At 47.6% G+C, this 15,705-nt stretch carries 13 protein-coding genes and 1 CRISPR repeat array; of the genes, 2 read left to right on the forward strand and 11 right to left on the reverse strand.

From position 1 onward, the window contains the following. The first annotated feature begins 296 nt into the window (after positions 1-296). The gene (locus AC50YG_RS06590; RefSeq protein WP_494825611.1) at positions 297-1,004 is read left to right on the forward strand and encodes a YhcN/YlaJ family sporulation lipoprotein; all 708 of its coding nucleotides are present in this window, start codon (positions 297-299) and stop codon (positions 1,002-1,004) included. A gap of 81 nt (positions 1,005-1,085) precedes the next feature. Here the strand turns inward: AC50YG_RS06590 and AC50YG_RS06595 are convergent, their stop codons facing one another. The 7 genes from AC50YG_RS06595 to AC50YG_RS06625 form a co-directional block, all read right to left on the reverse strand. After that, positions 1,086-2,234, reverse strand: a complete 1,149-nt coding sequence (locus tag AC50YG_RS06595) for an MFS transporter (protein WP_494825613.1) — start codon at positions 2,232-2,234, stop codon at positions 1,086-1,088. A 112-nt stretch (positions 2,235-2,346) separates the two neighbouring features. After that, positions 2,347-3,192 (reverse strand): DUF421 domain-containing protein, encoded by an 846-nt coding sequence (locus tag AC50YG_RS06600; protein WP_494825615.1) that lies wholly within the window; start codon positions 3,190-3,192, stop codon positions 2,347-2,349. 533 nt (positions 3,193-3,725) lie between these two features. Further along, entirely contained in the window at positions 3,726-5,114 is a 1,389-nt protein-coding gene (locus tag AC50YG_RS06605; RefSeq protein ID WP_494826349.1) for an arabinan endo-1,5-alpha-L-arabinosidase, read from the reverse strand. A 29-nt stretch (positions 5,115-5,143) separates the two neighbouring features. After that, a complete protein-coding gene (locus tag AC50YG_RS06610; protein WP_494825617.1) occupies positions 5,144-5,986 on the reverse strand; it encodes a carbohydrate ABC transporter permease in 843 nt (280 codons plus the stop codon). Positions 5,987-6,019: 33 nt separating this feature from the next. Further along, on the reverse strand, positions 6,020-6,910 hold the full coding sequence (locus AC50YG_RS06615) for a carbohydrate ABC transporter permease (protein ID WP_341281261.1): 891 nt from the start codon (positions 6,908-6,910) through the stop codon (positions 6,020-6,022). 156 nt (positions 6,911-7,066) lie between these two features. Next, complete coding sequence (locus AC50YG_RS06620; protein ID WP_494825619.1) at positions 7,067-8,416, reverse strand: ABC transporter substrate-binding protein; 1,350 nt, start codon at positions 8,414-8,416, stop codon at positions 7,067-7,069. Between the two features lie 286 nt (positions 8,417-8,702). Continuing rightward, positions 8,703-9,680 (reverse strand): glycoside hydrolase family 43 protein, encoded by a 978-nt coding sequence (locus AC50YG_RS06625; RefSeq protein WP_494825621.1) that lies wholly within the window; start codon positions 9,678-9,680, stop codon positions 8,703-8,705. A 204-nt stretch (positions 9,681-9,884) separates the two neighbouring features. Here AC50YG_RS06625 and AC50YG_RS06630 point away from each other — a divergent pair, with 204 nt between their 5' ends. Further along, entirely contained in the window at positions 9,885-10,823 is a 939-nt protein-coding gene (locus AC50YG_RS06630; RefSeq protein ID WP_494825623.1) for an ArsR/SmtB family transcription factor, read from the forward strand. Between the two features lie 500 nt (positions 10,824-11,323). Here the strand turns inward: AC50YG_RS06630 and AC50YG_RS06635 are convergent, their stop codons facing one another. The 4 genes from AC50YG_RS06635 to AC50YG_RS06650 all read right to left on the reverse strand — a co-directional run bounded on the left by AC50YG_RS06635 (position 11,324) and on the right by AC50YG_RS06650 (position 15,515). Then, a complete protein-coding gene (locus tag AC50YG_RS06635) occupies positions 11,324-11,965 on the reverse strand; it encodes a nitroreductase family protein (RefSeq protein WP_494825625.1) in 642 nt (213 codons plus the stop codon). A 355-nt stretch (positions 11,966-12,320) separates the two neighbouring features. Beyond that, positions 12,321-12,893: direct repeats of the CRISPR family, unit length 33 nt; unit sequence GTCGCACTCCGTATGGGGTGTGTGGATTGAAAC. 141 nt (positions 12,894-13,034) lie between these two features. Continuing rightward, positions 13,035-14,228 carry a winged helix-turn-helix domain-containing protein gene (locus AC50YG_RS06640; RefSeq protein WP_494825626.1) on the reverse strand — a complete coding sequence of 398 codons (1,194 nt, stop codon included), beginning with the start codon at positions 14,226-14,228 and terminating at the stop codon, positions 13,035-13,037. Beyond that, entirely contained in the window at positions 14,225-14,422 is a 198-nt protein-coding gene (locus AC50YG_RS06645; protein ID WP_494825628.1) for a hypothetical protein, read from the reverse strand. The genes AC50YG_RS06640 and AC50YG_RS06645 overlap by 4 nt, the downstream gene beginning before the upstream one ends. Before the next feature lie 400 nt (positions 14,423-14,822). Further along, positions 14,823-15,515: a DsbA family protein gene (locus tag AC50YG_RS06650; RefSeq protein WP_494825630.1), complete on the reverse strand. Its 693-nt coding sequence runs from the start codon at positions 15,513-15,515 to the stop codon at positions 14,823-14,825. Positions 15,516-15,705 lie beyond the last annotated feature (190 nt).

Consider the following 15,705-nt stretch of genomic DNA (forward strand, 5'->3'; position numbering starts at 1 on the left):
CAGCTGTAAACACCCCGAAATTGTGGCAAACTGCTTGTTTTTAAGCTAATAAAAAATGACAACTTCTGCGACCTTAATACCTTATTAAATATAAAGTTGAAGCCCTTATTTGTCAATGTTCCACAGAGAGTTCACAAATTGTTCGCAAAGCTGTCAAATTCGTTATTTTAAAGCGCTTTTTTCGAGAATCGCGGGCTTTCCGTTCACAAAGTCAAATCTGTATAGCTTTTCCTGTGTATATTTAATCGTTCCCTACAAACCCTATTCTTATTACAGCAGGAATGGAGGACATCCAAATGCCTAAAAATCGAATGCTTAATGCGTTATTATGCGCCGCCCTCCTCGTTAGCTCATCCACTGCCTGCAACTACGAGCAGCGGGTACAAAACAGCGACTACGATTATGGCAGCAGGAAAGCCGGCGATCCAAAAATGCTGGGCAGCAAAATGTATGGAACGACGACGAACAACCCGCATCAGCATGACAATGCTTTTTTTGAATACAGCAATACCCTCTCGAAAAAGGTGACGGATTTAAATGGCGTCGCCTCGGCGAACGTCATGCTGACGGACAAAAACGCTTATGTCGGCATCGTGCTTGATTGGACCGCTGTTGGCACAAGAGGTGCTGGCGGCAATCGGGAGCAACTGAACGGCGGACAGCCGGAGGACGCCTACAACACGAGCCGTGTCAGCCCGCTTGAGGACAATCGGCTGCTCGTCAGGCCCTATCAGTCGTATTTTTCAGTCAACGACCACAATGAGCTGTCTCCTGAGCTTAAACAGACTATCGCCAAACGTATTCGCGAGCTTGCCCCTATGGTGCAGGAGGTGCACATATCCGCCAATATGGATTTTGTGAACCAAATGAATGATTATGCGGTGGAGTCTTGGGGCGGACGGCCGCTGACCCCGCATGTCGATGCTTTTAATACTTTGGTGAAATATCAATTTATCGGCGGCAAGCAAATGCCTAAGCCTATTCAATCCAAAAAGACACCATAAAGTCGCGCCTCGCCATTGTGTATCAAAAAAACTCTTCTATTATATATGCTGATGCAACGCAACAATGAAGAAAGGGGACCTTTATGCAGGGTCCCCTTTCTTCTGTTTCAGCATGATGAACAGACATAGCAGCATGGCAGCAAGCGACCAGAACGCCATTGCCCCGTAAAGCTTCGCCCCGCCGTACTGATCAATGAACCATCCTCCGACGGTTGCCGATACTATGCTGGATACCCCAAACAGCAATACCGCCAGCACCGTCTGCCCCGTTGCCTTCCATTCCTCAGGAATAATCGCATACAAATACTGAATCGAAGCCGCATAAAAAAGCACAAAGGAGACTCCTTGCAGCAGTTGCAGCCACATGAGCGCAGCAGGATCCGTGACGACAGCAGACAGCGCAAAGCGCAGCGCATAGAAACTAGCGGCAGCAGCGATAACAGCCAGCTCTTTTCCCGGTTTAATAAAATAATGGCTAATGGCAAAAAAGACAACTTCAATAATCGTCATAACGGTCCAGGCTTGCCCGACCAGTTGGACATCACCGCCTAAACTTTTGATGTAGAGGCCGATATAATTATCATTCATCCGGTGCGGCACGGCGAGAAACAGCACAAGCCCGAGAAACCATAGCGTCTGCTTGTCTTTGAAAAACATGCCGATATCCCTGATTGCAATCGGTTTGGAGGCTGCCGGCACTTCTGCAAGCAGACTGCACAGCAGCAAGGTAATGACCCCATAAACGAGGAATAATACCGCCAAGCTTCCGATGCCATAGTGCTTGCCCGCATAGCCAATGATGGAAGAGGCCATCGCAAAACCAAGCGCCCCATACATCCGAATCGAGCCAAAATTGACCTTGTATTGACGGGACACGCGATAATTGAAGCTTTCAACAAGAGGGTCGGTCGGCATGAAGAAAAAATACATCAAGCTTATCCCTACAAACAACGGCACCAGCTCTGTTGAGCGATAGAGCAGTCCGCCGATTACAACGGATATCGCAATTAGCAGCAGTAAAACCTTTTTGACTACTTTATATTTGTCGCTAATCATTCCCCAGAGCGGCTGAGATACGACGCCTATGAGACTGCCCAGCCCCAGCATTAACCCAATATTCGTCGCACTAATATCGCGTTCAGCCAAATAAATCGGCAGAAAGGAGAGAAATAATGCAAACAGCGAGAAATAGAAGTAATTGTATGCGCGCAAAAATAAAACCTGTCTCATAGCTCGCCCCTTATCGTTATGTATATCCACCTCCGTATATTTTAAAATACATCGTCTGCGTTGAACAGCCGATTTTACAGCATTTATGACACAGCGCCAGTGGCTGCCCGGCCTATTTTTTATTAATTAGCGCTTGCAGCTTGTTTATCGCACTTTGATAATCGGATCTGTCCTTCTCATCGAGAAACAGCTGATCTTGAAGCTGCAGTTGAACCTCAAATTGCTTCATTATCTGAAGAAGCTGCGTTTTGGGGTTTTTAGGCTTTGCTCGCTCAATGGATTTACTGCTTGTCTGAAGCATGAGTCCTCCCTGATCATCCACCTGTCCCAAAAAAATGTCCTTAAGTTTCATTTGCTGCTCACGCAGCTTTTTGTTCAGCCAATTTTCATCAAGGCCTGCCGCTTTCAGCTCCGGCAGGAGCACCTTTCCATCCATGATAATAGTCTTGGCTTCTGCCTGCTCCGGAACCTGGATGCCTAGCATTTCGGCGGTCAGCGGGTGCTGCTCCTTCTTCAATAGAACGTTGATCTCGCCGCTCTGCTCCATGATCGCAAATTCCACATCCGCTACTTGAAAAACATCCTTTTTGCGCAGCTGCTCCAGCAGCTCATCCAAAGTCAAACGCTCCTTGCTTAAATTTCTCTCCAGCAGCTTTCCTTTTTTAATAAGCACCGTTCCTCTTCCATCTATAAAGTCGCGCAGCTTTTTGCTTTTCATCGTCGCGAACTCAAACCCTACAGACACAATCACCCACACCGACAAAGCGACAATACCTAAATACCAGTCATTATCGAGGTCAAGCGAAATATACGAAGCAATGTTCCCCATTGTAATCCCCGTAATATACTCAAATAACGACAGCTGCGAAATTTGCCGTTTGCCCAGCAGCTTGGTCATGACAAACAATATAACGACCGAGGACAACGTTCGCAGCGTAATTTCCAACCAATCCTGCATAAAAGGATACGCCTCCTGCATTTGTTTGCTCTTACCCGGGTAAGCGGAACAACGCCGCGTGCCGCCAGAGGACGGCGACAGCTGTTTCACCTTAAAATAGCGTATCCAGATAGGCAAAAGTCATGCATATTGAGGCATCTTTTTGCCTCCCCTTGCAATTGTTCTATATATGGGCTATAATAGACTTTGATGTGTTATATTTAACCCCCAAATATCCCTCCTAGAGATTCAATTTTTCCCACAGATTTTAATCTTCTTTTCTGGATTTTCTTTTCTGTTATTTCTGAATTCTCACGTTCGTGCTGTACGAGCTTTGATTCACACTGGCGCGGTCTAGGAGCCGCAAGGATGGAAGAGAGGTAGGGCTTCCGTTGTTTTGGAGTTAGGTTACGAGGCAAGATTATGCTGTCTTGCAAGATTAACAAGGGATATAACGGCCGACTTGTTGCAGAAGGCCCGGTTAAATATACGATACACAAACAGCGGCACCCATTATTAGGGTGCCGCTATCCAATTTTATAGAGGTATTTTAGCTATTTGATCTGTTTTCCCCAGACAGCAAGCCCTTTGTCGTCCATGCCGGTAAATACGAGCGTAGGCTCGTTCAGCTCCCAGTCCCATGCTGGCAGTACCAGCACCGTTTCGACCGCCGCCTCCGTCTGATCCTCTTCTTGAAAGTACAAGCGCAGCGTATGCTCGCCGTCAAACTCCCAATAGTCTACAACATCTTTTGCGTCTTTGGCGCCAATCTTACCGTCTTTTCTCAGCTCGACCCTTTCCGAATCAATAGGCCCGTCTATATATTTCTCGTGTACAATGCGCTCCCATGTTCCCACAAGCGCAGCCTTAGGTAGCGTCTGCACCTGTTCCCCCGCGAATCGTTCCGGCGACACCACCGGCCAGCCGTCGCCAGTCCAAAGCAGCTTGCGCACATGCAGGTACATCCAGTTTGAGTCCTGCTCGGGGCGAGCATGATGAACGATATAATCGCTATCGCCATCCTGCAAAATTGAATTATGGCCGGGAGCGATCCAGCCCTCTCCTTCAGCAAATCGGTAGCCGCCCATAAGCTTGTTACCGACATCGAAGGTCGGATCATAGGCGGTATCGAGCAGATCCCGCCCGAGAGAATCTAGAAAAGGCCCTGTTATCGACGCCGAGCGTCCTACTCGCACATTATAATCCTGGCTGAGCGAATCATAGGAAACGAACAAATAATATTGCTTCTGCTCAGCATTATAAATCATATAAGGGCCTTCCACGGCACCCGATTCCGAGGCAGCGCGAGCCGCGATTTTCGTCCCGTAGCCCTGCTCCTTAAGCTTGCCCGTAGCCGGATCAAGCGGAGATACATAGATGCCTCCGAAAAAAGAACCATACACAAACCAAGGCTTGCCTTCGGCATCCTTTACGATGTTAGGGTCAATGGCATTCGGTTCATCACCAGGTCCCGTCTTGACGACTTCCCCCTGATCCATCCACGGTCCTTCAAGCGAATCGCTTGTTGCGACGCCAATAAACGAGCGATTCGAGCCGAAGGTTGACGCGGAATAATACAAATAGAAGCGATCGTTAAGCTTCGCAACCTCTGGCGCCCACATGCCCGTTGCCCCCGTCCAAGCCTCTGCTTCCGCAGGAACACCATCGAGCGCATAGCCTACCCATTCCCAGTTCATTAGATCCTTCGATTTTCTGACCATGAGCCCCGGCTTTGCTACTCCGCCAACCTTAACATCCGTGGAGAAAATATAATAAGCATCCCCTTCCTTAATAATAGAAGGATCATGTACATTGCTTATATTCCAGCCCTGCTCATTGTCTATCGTTGAAGTATCGTACATCGGGTAGCTAGGCGGCGCCTGCGGATAAATCACTTTCTCGCCAGAGCAGCCAGACAGCCATACCGTTGCAACTGCCGTAATCGTTAACAAATATCGTTTCATAGGCGCCTCTAACCTTTCACGCCAGAAATGGCAACCGATTCAATAATTTGCTTCTGGAACACGAGAAAAATAATAAGCATCGGCAGCAGCGCAATGAAAGAGGCCGCCATAATAAGCGCATAATCGGTCTGAATCGCATAAGTCGCGTTAAAATTCGCAATAACGAGCTGAAGCGTCTGCTTCTCCGGCGAATTCAAATAAATAATCGGCGCCAAATAATCATTCCATACCGCCATAAACCATAAAATAAGCTGCGCCGCCACAGCTGGACGGATAAGCGGGAAAATGATTTTGGAGAAAATGCCGAAATACGAGCTGCCATCAATTTTTGCCGCTTCAATAATCGCTCCAGGAACGCTGGTCAAATACTGCCGCAGGAAAAAAATCATCATAATATTGCCGAATAGTCCCGGCACGATCAGCGGCTTGAGCGTATCGACCCAGCCAAATTCAGAGAACAGAATAAACTGCGGAATCATAACCGCCGGGTAAGGAATCATTAGGGCGGAAAGCAGCAGCAGGAAAATCATATTTTTGAAAGGAAACCGCAGCTTGGCGAAGGCGAAAGCCGCCAGACTAGAGGTGAATGTGCCGATAATCGTCACGCACACCGTAATGATCAGGCTGTTCTGAATGCCGCTGAGCAGCGGGCCCTTTTCCCAAATTTCGATATACTTCTCAAAATGGAACGTTTCCGGTATCCATACCGGAGGCAGCGCAAAAACCTCCGCCTTCGACTTAAAGGAGGTAGACAACGTCCACAGCAGCGGGGCAATCATGAATACGGCACCGATACTGATGACGATAAAAGCGAGCACATCGGTCAGATTGAATCTTTTTAACGATAGCATAAGTCAGGCTTCACTCCTTTCCTGCCGGCAAGTTTATTCCATATCCTTCGAGGAACGTTCATTCATGCGGAACTGCACGAGTGTAATGACGAAAATAAATAGTCCCAGCAGCATCGCCATCCCCGAGGCATAGCCCATCTGCAGGTTCTCGAATGCTTTCTTCCATACGTAGAAAACGACCGTTGCCGAGCTGTATTCCGGCCCGCCCGTCGGCGTCATAATGTTAACCTCAGTGAAAATTTGCGCTCCCCCGATAATTTTCGTGACGACGATAAAGAACGTTACAGGCTTCACCATCGGGAACGTAATGTTCCAGAAAATGTTCCAGCTATTTGCGCCGTCCAGCTGCGCCGCTTCATAATAATCCTTCGGCACGCTTTGCAGAGCAGCCAAATAAAGCAGCATGGAATATCCAATATTTTTCCAAATCATCATGAGAATAAGAGCGGGCTTTACGGTGTACTTATCCGTGAGCCAGTTCGGCCCCTCAAAACCAAACAGCGCTAGAAACTGGTTCACCAGACCATAGTCGCCGTTATAGGCCCACTGCCACAAAATTGATACAGCCGCGAGTGAAGAAATAACCGGCACATAATAGATGACCCGGAACGTCGTCGTACCGAACATTTTTCGATTCAGGCCCATCGCCAGCAGCAGCGCTAATGTAATTTCAATCGGAATACCAATCATCATAAAAATCGTATTAAAGCTCGCTTTATAAAAAAGCTCATCCGCGAGAATATCTTTGAAATTGTCCAGCCCGATAAACGTCATCTGCCCGAGCCCATCCCAATCGGTAAAAGAACCATATAGGGAGTACAGCAGCGGATACATCGTAAACAAGAGATAGCCAACAACGGGGGCCAGCACGAATAAATACCCGTAGTAGCTTTCCTTCCGGTAGAGATTCGATCTTACTTTCATGTTTCACCCCTCAAAATGACCGGAGGCCAGAGGAACAGACGCTCTTTGCAGCTGCCCCTTGAAAGCCAAGGAGCCGCAGCTTCGCCTGCCCTCTGCACTGCCGGTACTGAGATTACCTCTGAGATTACCTCTAAGATTAGCTGCTGCTTTCAACCTTTATTTCTTGGATTTCGCTTCCTGCTCAATCGCTTTATCAAGCAGCTTCTGCATCTTCGGCTGCTCTGCCTTCACATAGTCGGCAGCCGTCATCTTGCCATCAAGTACAGGCTGAATGTCGGTGAAAAATAGCTGATACCATTCCGAGTTGTACGTCAGCGTATTAGGCATTGGCTTGCCGTAATCCTCGACGATACGGAGAAACTCTGCTTTATTTTCAGGCTTCGTCGTCGTGTCTGCTGCCCATTTTTCCGCCATATCAACCAGATTCGGAATTTGCACCTTGGCATCAACGAGCTGCTGCATGCCTTCCGGCGATGCGGTGAGATACGTTACGAGCTGCGCCGCTTCTTCCGGATTTTTCGAGCTGCTGGATACGCCGATGCCAAGCGAGCCAAGGAATGTCGCCGATTTGCCCGTCGAGCCAGCGGGGTAAGGAATCAAATCATAATCGAAAGGCAGCGTCTCATACGTCGCAAGATCCCACGGACCTACCGGGAAGAAAGCAAGCTCGCCCTTCATCCAGCGCTGATACGTATCCAGCGTCGCCGCATCCTCAATGGAAGGCGTGATTTTATGTACATTTTGCATATCGGCAAAATATTGCAGCGCCTCCGCGAACTTCGGATCGTCAATCGTCACCTTCGTATTCGTTGCGTCCAGCCAGTCCGCGCCATTGCTCCAGACGAAGGCCTGCAGCGCCCAGTTGACATTAAAGCCCGTTCCGTACTGGTCGATTTTTCCATCGCCATTCGTATCCTTCACCAATTGCTGATTGACCTTGATGAATTCGTCCCATGTATACGGCTTTTCCTTATCCGGCAATGGGATTCCCGCCGCTGTGAACATGTCTTTATTGTAGCCGAGCGCAAATGGGCCAACGTCCTTCGGCAGACCATAAATGCTGCCTTGGCCTACGTTATTGCCATCATAACGGTAAATATCGACGCCGCGCTTCCATAGGTTATCGAAGTCGACATCCTTCACATATTCGGTAATATCTTTGAGCACTCCCGCATTCACATAAGCTCTTAAATCGCCTGGGTCAAAATAAAAGACATCCGGCACACTTTTGCCCGTAATCGCTGCTTTCAGTTTCGTCGCGTATTGGTCGCCCGTCGTCGTAATGATTTTCACCTTTACATCAGGATGATCGGCCTCAAATTTCTTGACCGTCGCCTCATACGCCTTCTGCTCCTCCGGTCCGCCGCGGAACATAAAGCTAATTTGCTTCGTGCCACCCTGCCCAGCCTCGGTGCTTCCTTCTGTTTGCGAGTTGCTGCTGCAGCCCGCGATAACGCCCCCCAGCACAATCGTCGCTGCCATTGTTGCAAGTAAACTTTTTTTCATCCTCAAGCCCTCCTCCATAAAATGAAACCGCATACACAATTTGAAAATGTTGATGTGCATCATGATGGTATAAGTGCTGGCTTACGCGACACACCCGTTTGCAAGCCAAATGGCCTTTCAACCGTTGTATCGCGCCTTATGATTCCATATTGCTTAGCAAACATTAATAACAAATTTATTAATTATTAATGTTTTTATTATTTATGATAATAGTTCAAAGCGCTTACATTGTCAACTATATTTGTTTAATTATCGGAGACCCGTTGTGCTGCTGCCAGCCTCCTGCCTACTTGCCGTCTCGCACCGGAACACCAAAGCTAGGCCTGCCATCCGCTGTCCAGCCGAATACTTGCGCTCTTGTGTGGCGGTTCGGATCATACAGCGGATCTCCTGTAATTTCCTTGTAATTGCGAGCATGGTAAATCAAAATATCCTGCTTGCCATCCGGTGACACCGTAAAGCTGTTATGTCCAGGGCCATATTGTCCGTTCTCTTCACTCGTTGAAAAGACAGGCTCAGGTGCTTTGCTCCATGAGGCCGGATCCAGCAAATCGCTGTCCTCCGACGCGCTCAGGAGTCCCATGCAATAATGATGATTCGTTGCGCTCGCCGAATAACTAATAAATATCGTTCCGCCACGCTTCAACACCGCAGCTCCTTCGTTGACGTAAAAACCGATTTTCTCCCATTCGTATTCGGGCTTGGAAATCAAAATCTGCTTGCCGCTCATCGTCCAAGGATTGCTCATTGCCGCTATATACAAGTTGGAGTTGCCCGCTATCTCCAAATCCTTCTGTGCCCATACAAGATATTGCGTCCCCTTATGCTCGAAGCTTGTCGCATCCAGCGCAAACGATTCCCAATTGGCGACAAGCTGCCCTTTTTCCACCCATTGCCCTTCAAGCGGATTAGCTGATTCATTCTCCAATACAAACATGCGATGGTCAAACAATCCTTCTACCGTCTCCGTCGTCCGAGCGGCCGCGAAGTAGATATACCATTTGCCCTGAACAAAGTGCAGCTCCGGCGCCCAAATGTTAGCGCTCATCGGTCCTTCCGCATATTTTCGCCAGACGACAACGGGTTCTGCTTCCCCAAGCTGCTGAATCGTGCGCGCTCTTCTAAGCTCAATACGGTCGTATTCCGGAACGGACCCTGTGAAATAGTAGTAGCCGTCGGAATGGAGATATACCCACGGGTCCGCACGCTGCGGTATAATAGGATTGACGAAAGCTTGCTCGACTTGAATCTGCTGCTCCAGCATAATCAAAACCCCTTTATTAATTATTCACAAATATATTACTTACTATCTTCGATGTTAATATATCAACAGTTTTATGTGAATGTCAACCGGATTATGCCTGTTTGAAGGCGTTTCCTTGTCTGTTTTGAGCAAATCATGTATCATTAGTGTCAATCAGTGTTATTCACATATTTATTAATATTTCAATTTCCGGAGGACGCCACGTTGAAAATAGAACTTTCCGAACAATATTTGCCTGTATTCGAGGCTATGTCCAGCAACGTCCGCATCCAAATCATTCACCTGCTGTCGCAAAAATCGATGAATATCCGCGAGCTCGCCGAAGCGCTTGGACTTAGCAGCGCCATTATGACGATGCACGTCAAGAAGCTGGAGAAAGCAAACATCATCCACTCGGAAATGACGCCCGGCAAAGGCGGAGCAGCCCAGAAGGTTTGCTCGCTCAGCATCGATAATTTGGAGATCATGTTTCCGATCAAAGATGTGATTCCGCGCGAGGTACGCCGGACCGATATTTCGATTGGCCATTTTACCGATTTGGACATTACGCCAACCTGCGGCATTTGTACGCGGGATTCCATCATTGGCATATTCGACGATCCGAGGCATTTTCTTGATCCCGAGCGGCTGAACGCGAAGATTTTGTGGTTTGGGCAAGGGTATATTGAATACAAGATGCCTAATTACATGCTGGGGAGCGAAAATCCGGAGCAGCTCGAAATTTCGATGGAAATTTCCTCGGAGGCCCCTTTTACGAACAACAATTGGCCATCGGACATCAGCTTCTTTTTCAACGGCATGAAGGTGGGCATGTGGACGAGTCCCGGCGACTTTGGCGGCAAAGGCAAGCTTAATCCGCCATGGTGGTTCGAAAGCGTCAATCAGCATGGGCTGCTCAAGCATTTGATCGTGAAGAAGGAAGGCACCTTCATGGATGGCATCAAGCTGTCCGATGTGACGATTGACGATATTGATATTCGCAGCAACCAGTGGACCTTCCGTATCGCCGTAGAGGAAAATGCCGAGCATATTGGCGGCGTCACGCTGTTCGGCTCCGGCTTCGGCAATCATAATCAGGACCTGGTGTTCCGCCTGTATTATACGAAGCAGCCGCAGGAGAAGAATGGGGAGAGCGACAGCTAGTTTCTGTAAGCTAGCGTATAGCTAGTTTCTGTAAGCTAGCTTATAGTGTGTGCAAGGCACACACTAATGAGGCAGCAGCAGAAGCAAGGGCAGCAGCACTTGCAAACGCCGACGCTGTCCCAAAGCTAAAGCCGGATGCGTCATGATCGTTTTGGCGGACACAGCAGGCGCTATTTTAGTAGAATCACGGGTTTAGGCAGTGGCTGCGGACTCAGGAGACACTATTACTCTGAAAATATCCATTTTGTCGGGATAATGAGGGTGATAGCGGCTTTCCTGTCCGCTTACCGCCTGAAATCGATCCGAAAGCCAGAATAGCGGAACCTCAGTCCTCGAAAAAGGCGTGTGCATCCCGAGCTGCGAGGTCTGGGCTAATGGATAATCGCAGGCTGCGGTTTGCATACCACCCTATTACAACTGCACGTAACACGTAAAAAAGCTGCATCCTTAGAAGGAGGCAGCTTTTTCGTATGGACAGGAATGGCTATGATTTAATGATTTCAGTGAGTATCAGGGGCATGAAAAGCATTCATATTCACATACTGATTAACCGGCTTGCGGTAGCCGCGCGGGCGCTCTTTATTTGGATCGCTTTTGCCCAGCGTTATCAGCATAACCGGCACATAACGCTCGGGGATTTCGAACAGCTCCTGCACTTTATCCGCGTCAAAACCGATCATAGGGCATGTGTCCCAGCCCATATCCTTCGCGATCAGCATGAGCTGCATGGCCGACAGGCTCGCATTGCGAATCGCATCGTCCCGCTGGAACTGCTCGCCGCGCGATTCGTAAAACTGAATCACATTTTCATTTTCCTGATCGTAATCGAGCTTGCTCATCATGCCCAGCGCGAGCATGCCTGCGTTCAGCTCTCCAACATTCAAATGCGCCTTCGTGTCCCCAAGTACAACAATCGCCGCTGAGGCAGTTTTTACTTTATATTGTTTGGAAGCCGCATAGATTTTTTCTTTGCTTTCCTCGGATGTCGCCACGATGTAGTGGCTGTGCTGCAAATTAAAGGCTGAAGGAACGAAGCGGTTTAATGAAAAAAGCTGCTGAAGCTCCTCCTCCGAAATCGCTACATTTTCCACAAAATTCACTGCCGAACGACGTTTTTCGATAATCGTTTTAAGTTCTCCCATGTTCAAACGCTCCCTTTAAAAAATCGTTTTATGTAAAGTGGCTTAAAAGCTTGCTTCTATGTTGTAATTATAATATATTTACTTTAATTTTGTAAGTAGTTTTCAAAAAATATTTTTGTTATTATTTTTACGGATACGATAACGCGCCTAGGTAATAAATTTCTTCGCTTTTATGGTGCGAATGTGAAGCTCCCATAAAATCCCTAGGGGATTCGCACCTCAGATTTTGTCGAACCGTGACGAAAACGAGCTAATCCGCAAAAAGTCAAGCTTACTCTTATCTTTTTTCGATATTATTTCGTTGAAAATAGCGCCAATTAATGCCATGATGGGATTAATTAGTACTGTTTTTGCTGTCGCACTCCGTATGGGGTGTGTGGATTGAAACCAAACTACCTAGTGCTGCAGCTGAAGTCTTGTTGTCGCACTCCGTATGGGGTGTGTGGATTGAAACTGGAGACGGCGACGCTCGGCGCGCAGCAGCTGCGGTCGCACTCCGTATGGGGTGTGTGGATTGAAACAATGGACCAGCCATCATGCTTCATCCCTAAAGCGTCGCACTCCGTATGGGGTGTGTGGATTGAAACGACTTGTAACTGCTTTGCCTTGGGGGATAACAAACGTCGCACTCCGTATGGGGTGTGTGGATTGAAACTGGCTGTATTATAACACAGCAGCAAATCATTCTGGTCGCACTCCGTATGGGGTGCGTGGATTGAAACCTGCCGGAATGGACACAGCAGATATTTGCGGCGCGGTCGCACTCCGTATGGGGTGCGTGGATTGAAACCAAAAGCTCCATAACATTCTCGATGCTCAGGTCATCGTCGCACTCCGTATGGGGTGCGTGGATTGAAACGATGACGGCACATACAACATTAGGACTAGGCAGCAGGTCGCACTCCGTATGGGGTGCGTGGATTGAAACTGTGTCCTGAGACATTTTACAGGCGGTCTCCATCTTGTCACACTCCGTATGGAGTGCAACAGTAGCAGACATTGAAACTGATACATCAATTTCGTATTATGCAAAAGCTTGTAGGCAAATGGTACTAGGGAACTGAAAATATCAGTTCATAGACTCTGCCGAAATCGTCTCGCAGCCGTTGAATAATGCAAAATTTTGAAAACAATTGTTTAAGGCTGTTCGTAATTGCTTTGTTGGCTTTATGCCGTTCTCGTACCAAATATTTTTAACAACGAGCGTCCCGGATTTTCGCTCCGCGATTACCTCAGCTCGTCCGATGAGGCTTTCTCCGTATAATAAAGGCAACACATAATAACCGAATTTCCGTTTGATTGCAGGCGTGTAAATCTCCCAGGTGTAATCAAATCCAAACAATTCGTTGATCAGTTTTCTGTCCCATAAGAAATTATCTAGTGGGGCAATCAGCTCGCAGCGCAATTTCGGTGCTGGATTTTGCAGGACGGCTTCAATAAGCGGCAAGTCCTCCGCGCGGCAGTACAGTATATCCTTCATCTGTTCCACGACAACAGCAATAATGCGAGCTTCGTGCAACAGATGGCGGAAAACCTCGTTGCGCTGCTCCGCTTTCAATCCCCATATGTTCAGCCAGGCATCGGATGCTCGGTTCCATAAAAGTCCAACAGCGCCGATTCGACGCAGTACCCGCCACTTATAATGCTCAAGCTCGCCTTCTAGCGGCTCTGGCGCATTCAGCAAATTTGGCTGTATGTACTTCTCCGCGCTATCGTAATACTTACGCGTTCCTTTTTTATGATGGATAATCAACTCTCCTGTCGAGTACATCTGCTCCAGCACCGACCGCGATGCATTGTTTCCGCTGCTCCAGTGGATCACCGATTGCCAAGAGAAATTCCCATCCAATTTTAGATCATTCGAACTTAGCGCACCGTGATTTTGGATGTAACCCCTTACTTGCTCTGTCAACGCTTCCATTTCGGGATAGCGCTTGGCATGCTGTCGGGCAGCATTCCTGTACCGTTCAAAATACGACCAGTCCTCAACAGGGATAATAGCCAGATTCTTGTCGGGATAATCGATCAGGAGTCTATCTTTATACAACAACTCGTCGAGCATGTTCTTGGTAAATTCTTTGATTCGCGACTGCAGCACCAGTTCGGCGTTTTTTCCACAAACATCGATGGGATCATATTGAATACAGCTGACCTGACGCACAAAATCCAATACGCCCTGCTTTCCGGTAAATTGATATTCGCCCAACAGCCCGTGCTTCAGTAACAGAAATTGCCGTGCCTGACGGTTTGTCAATTGGATCATGTACGCGTCAGCTCCTTAACGAAACAAACGGGATCCGCTTGCACATGATGATGGATGGCGAGCTTGCTTATCTCAATAAAGTTACTATTTGCTTCTTGCCATAATGATGGTATCCATTGGGGCGCTTCATTAGCAAGCCCCGTTCCTAATTTTCTAATAATCGAAAATTGCTCTTTTTCAACGATTTCAACCATGCCTAATCCCCCTATCCACTGAAAAACAAAAAAAAGAAAACGTATGTTCTCATTCAATTTTACCATTGTCTCAAGTATGAAAACAAGAGCTATTGAGAAACAATGACACACGAGGCTTTACTGCGGAATGATTCAAGATTACACTCATGCAGCACATGAACGCCCCCTATTCTCTTTGCTATCAAAAGAGCTTTCCCATATATGACCATAGCCCAAACCAATGATTATGAATTCTTTTGTTAGGCTGAAGCTTGATTAAACAATCTATGCTTATTAAGTTACTTTAGTTAGGCTAATAAAACAGCCCGAACTCAAGAGAATTCGGGCTGTCTGGTTTCTCAATTAGGTAAATGTGGCTTGCAAGCACTTATCCCTCATATTCCCCAAGAACCACAAATCTTTATTCCGCTTCCGCCTCGCTCAACTCCTGTTCAATCACAGCCTGAATGGCCTCGTAATCGAACGGATTCCCTATTCTCTTGTTGTTAATCATAATAGTTGGAGTCTGCAAAATATTAAAATCCTTCACGAGCTGCTGATCTTGATCGACCCGCCCCTGCACTTCCTCCGAGCTCAGCAGGGCCTTGAACTGGTCTTTATCCAGCCCTGGAACGGACGCCTCAGCCACCTGCATCAGCTTCTCTACCGTAATCCAAAGTCCGTCATGGTCTGCATCCGGCTGCTCCGCAAACAAAGCTTCATGGAAATGCCAGAAATCGTCCGGATTTGATTCAAGCACCGCTTCCCCAGCCAAAGCGCCTAATGCTGATTCTGCCCCATGAAATAGAACGTTCACATACGAGAAAGAGGCTTGATTCGTATCAACATAATCTTTCTTTAATTGCGGCCAAATCTGCGAGCTCCATGCTTTGCAGGACGGGCACTTGTAATCTCCGAACTCTACGATAGAAACCTTGGCTGCCTTGTCTCCCCATGTAGGCTGGCTGGAAATGGGCGGAGCCTCTGCTGTTTCCTGCTCGATGCCCGTCCGGCTTTTGGAAATCTCGTTAATGGCGAACAGCGCAATAAAAACAACGACAATGATTACGGTGTACCAAACTAATGTCCTTGATTTCACGTTTTTCTTTTTCATTCTGCTTCTGCCCCCTGTACTATTCATAAAAATTGCAGCGCTTCACACAAAAGCTTCTATTCCCCATCTAAGAGAAGAAATCTCACTTCACCTTAACATATGAGCAATTATTCATCAATCGTCTAACCCTTCCCTACCGACGTAAAAATGCCCCGCGTCTAATTTAGATGCGAGGCATTAATATTCCATC

Source organism: Paenibacillus sp. J31R34, from assembly GCF_059383715.1.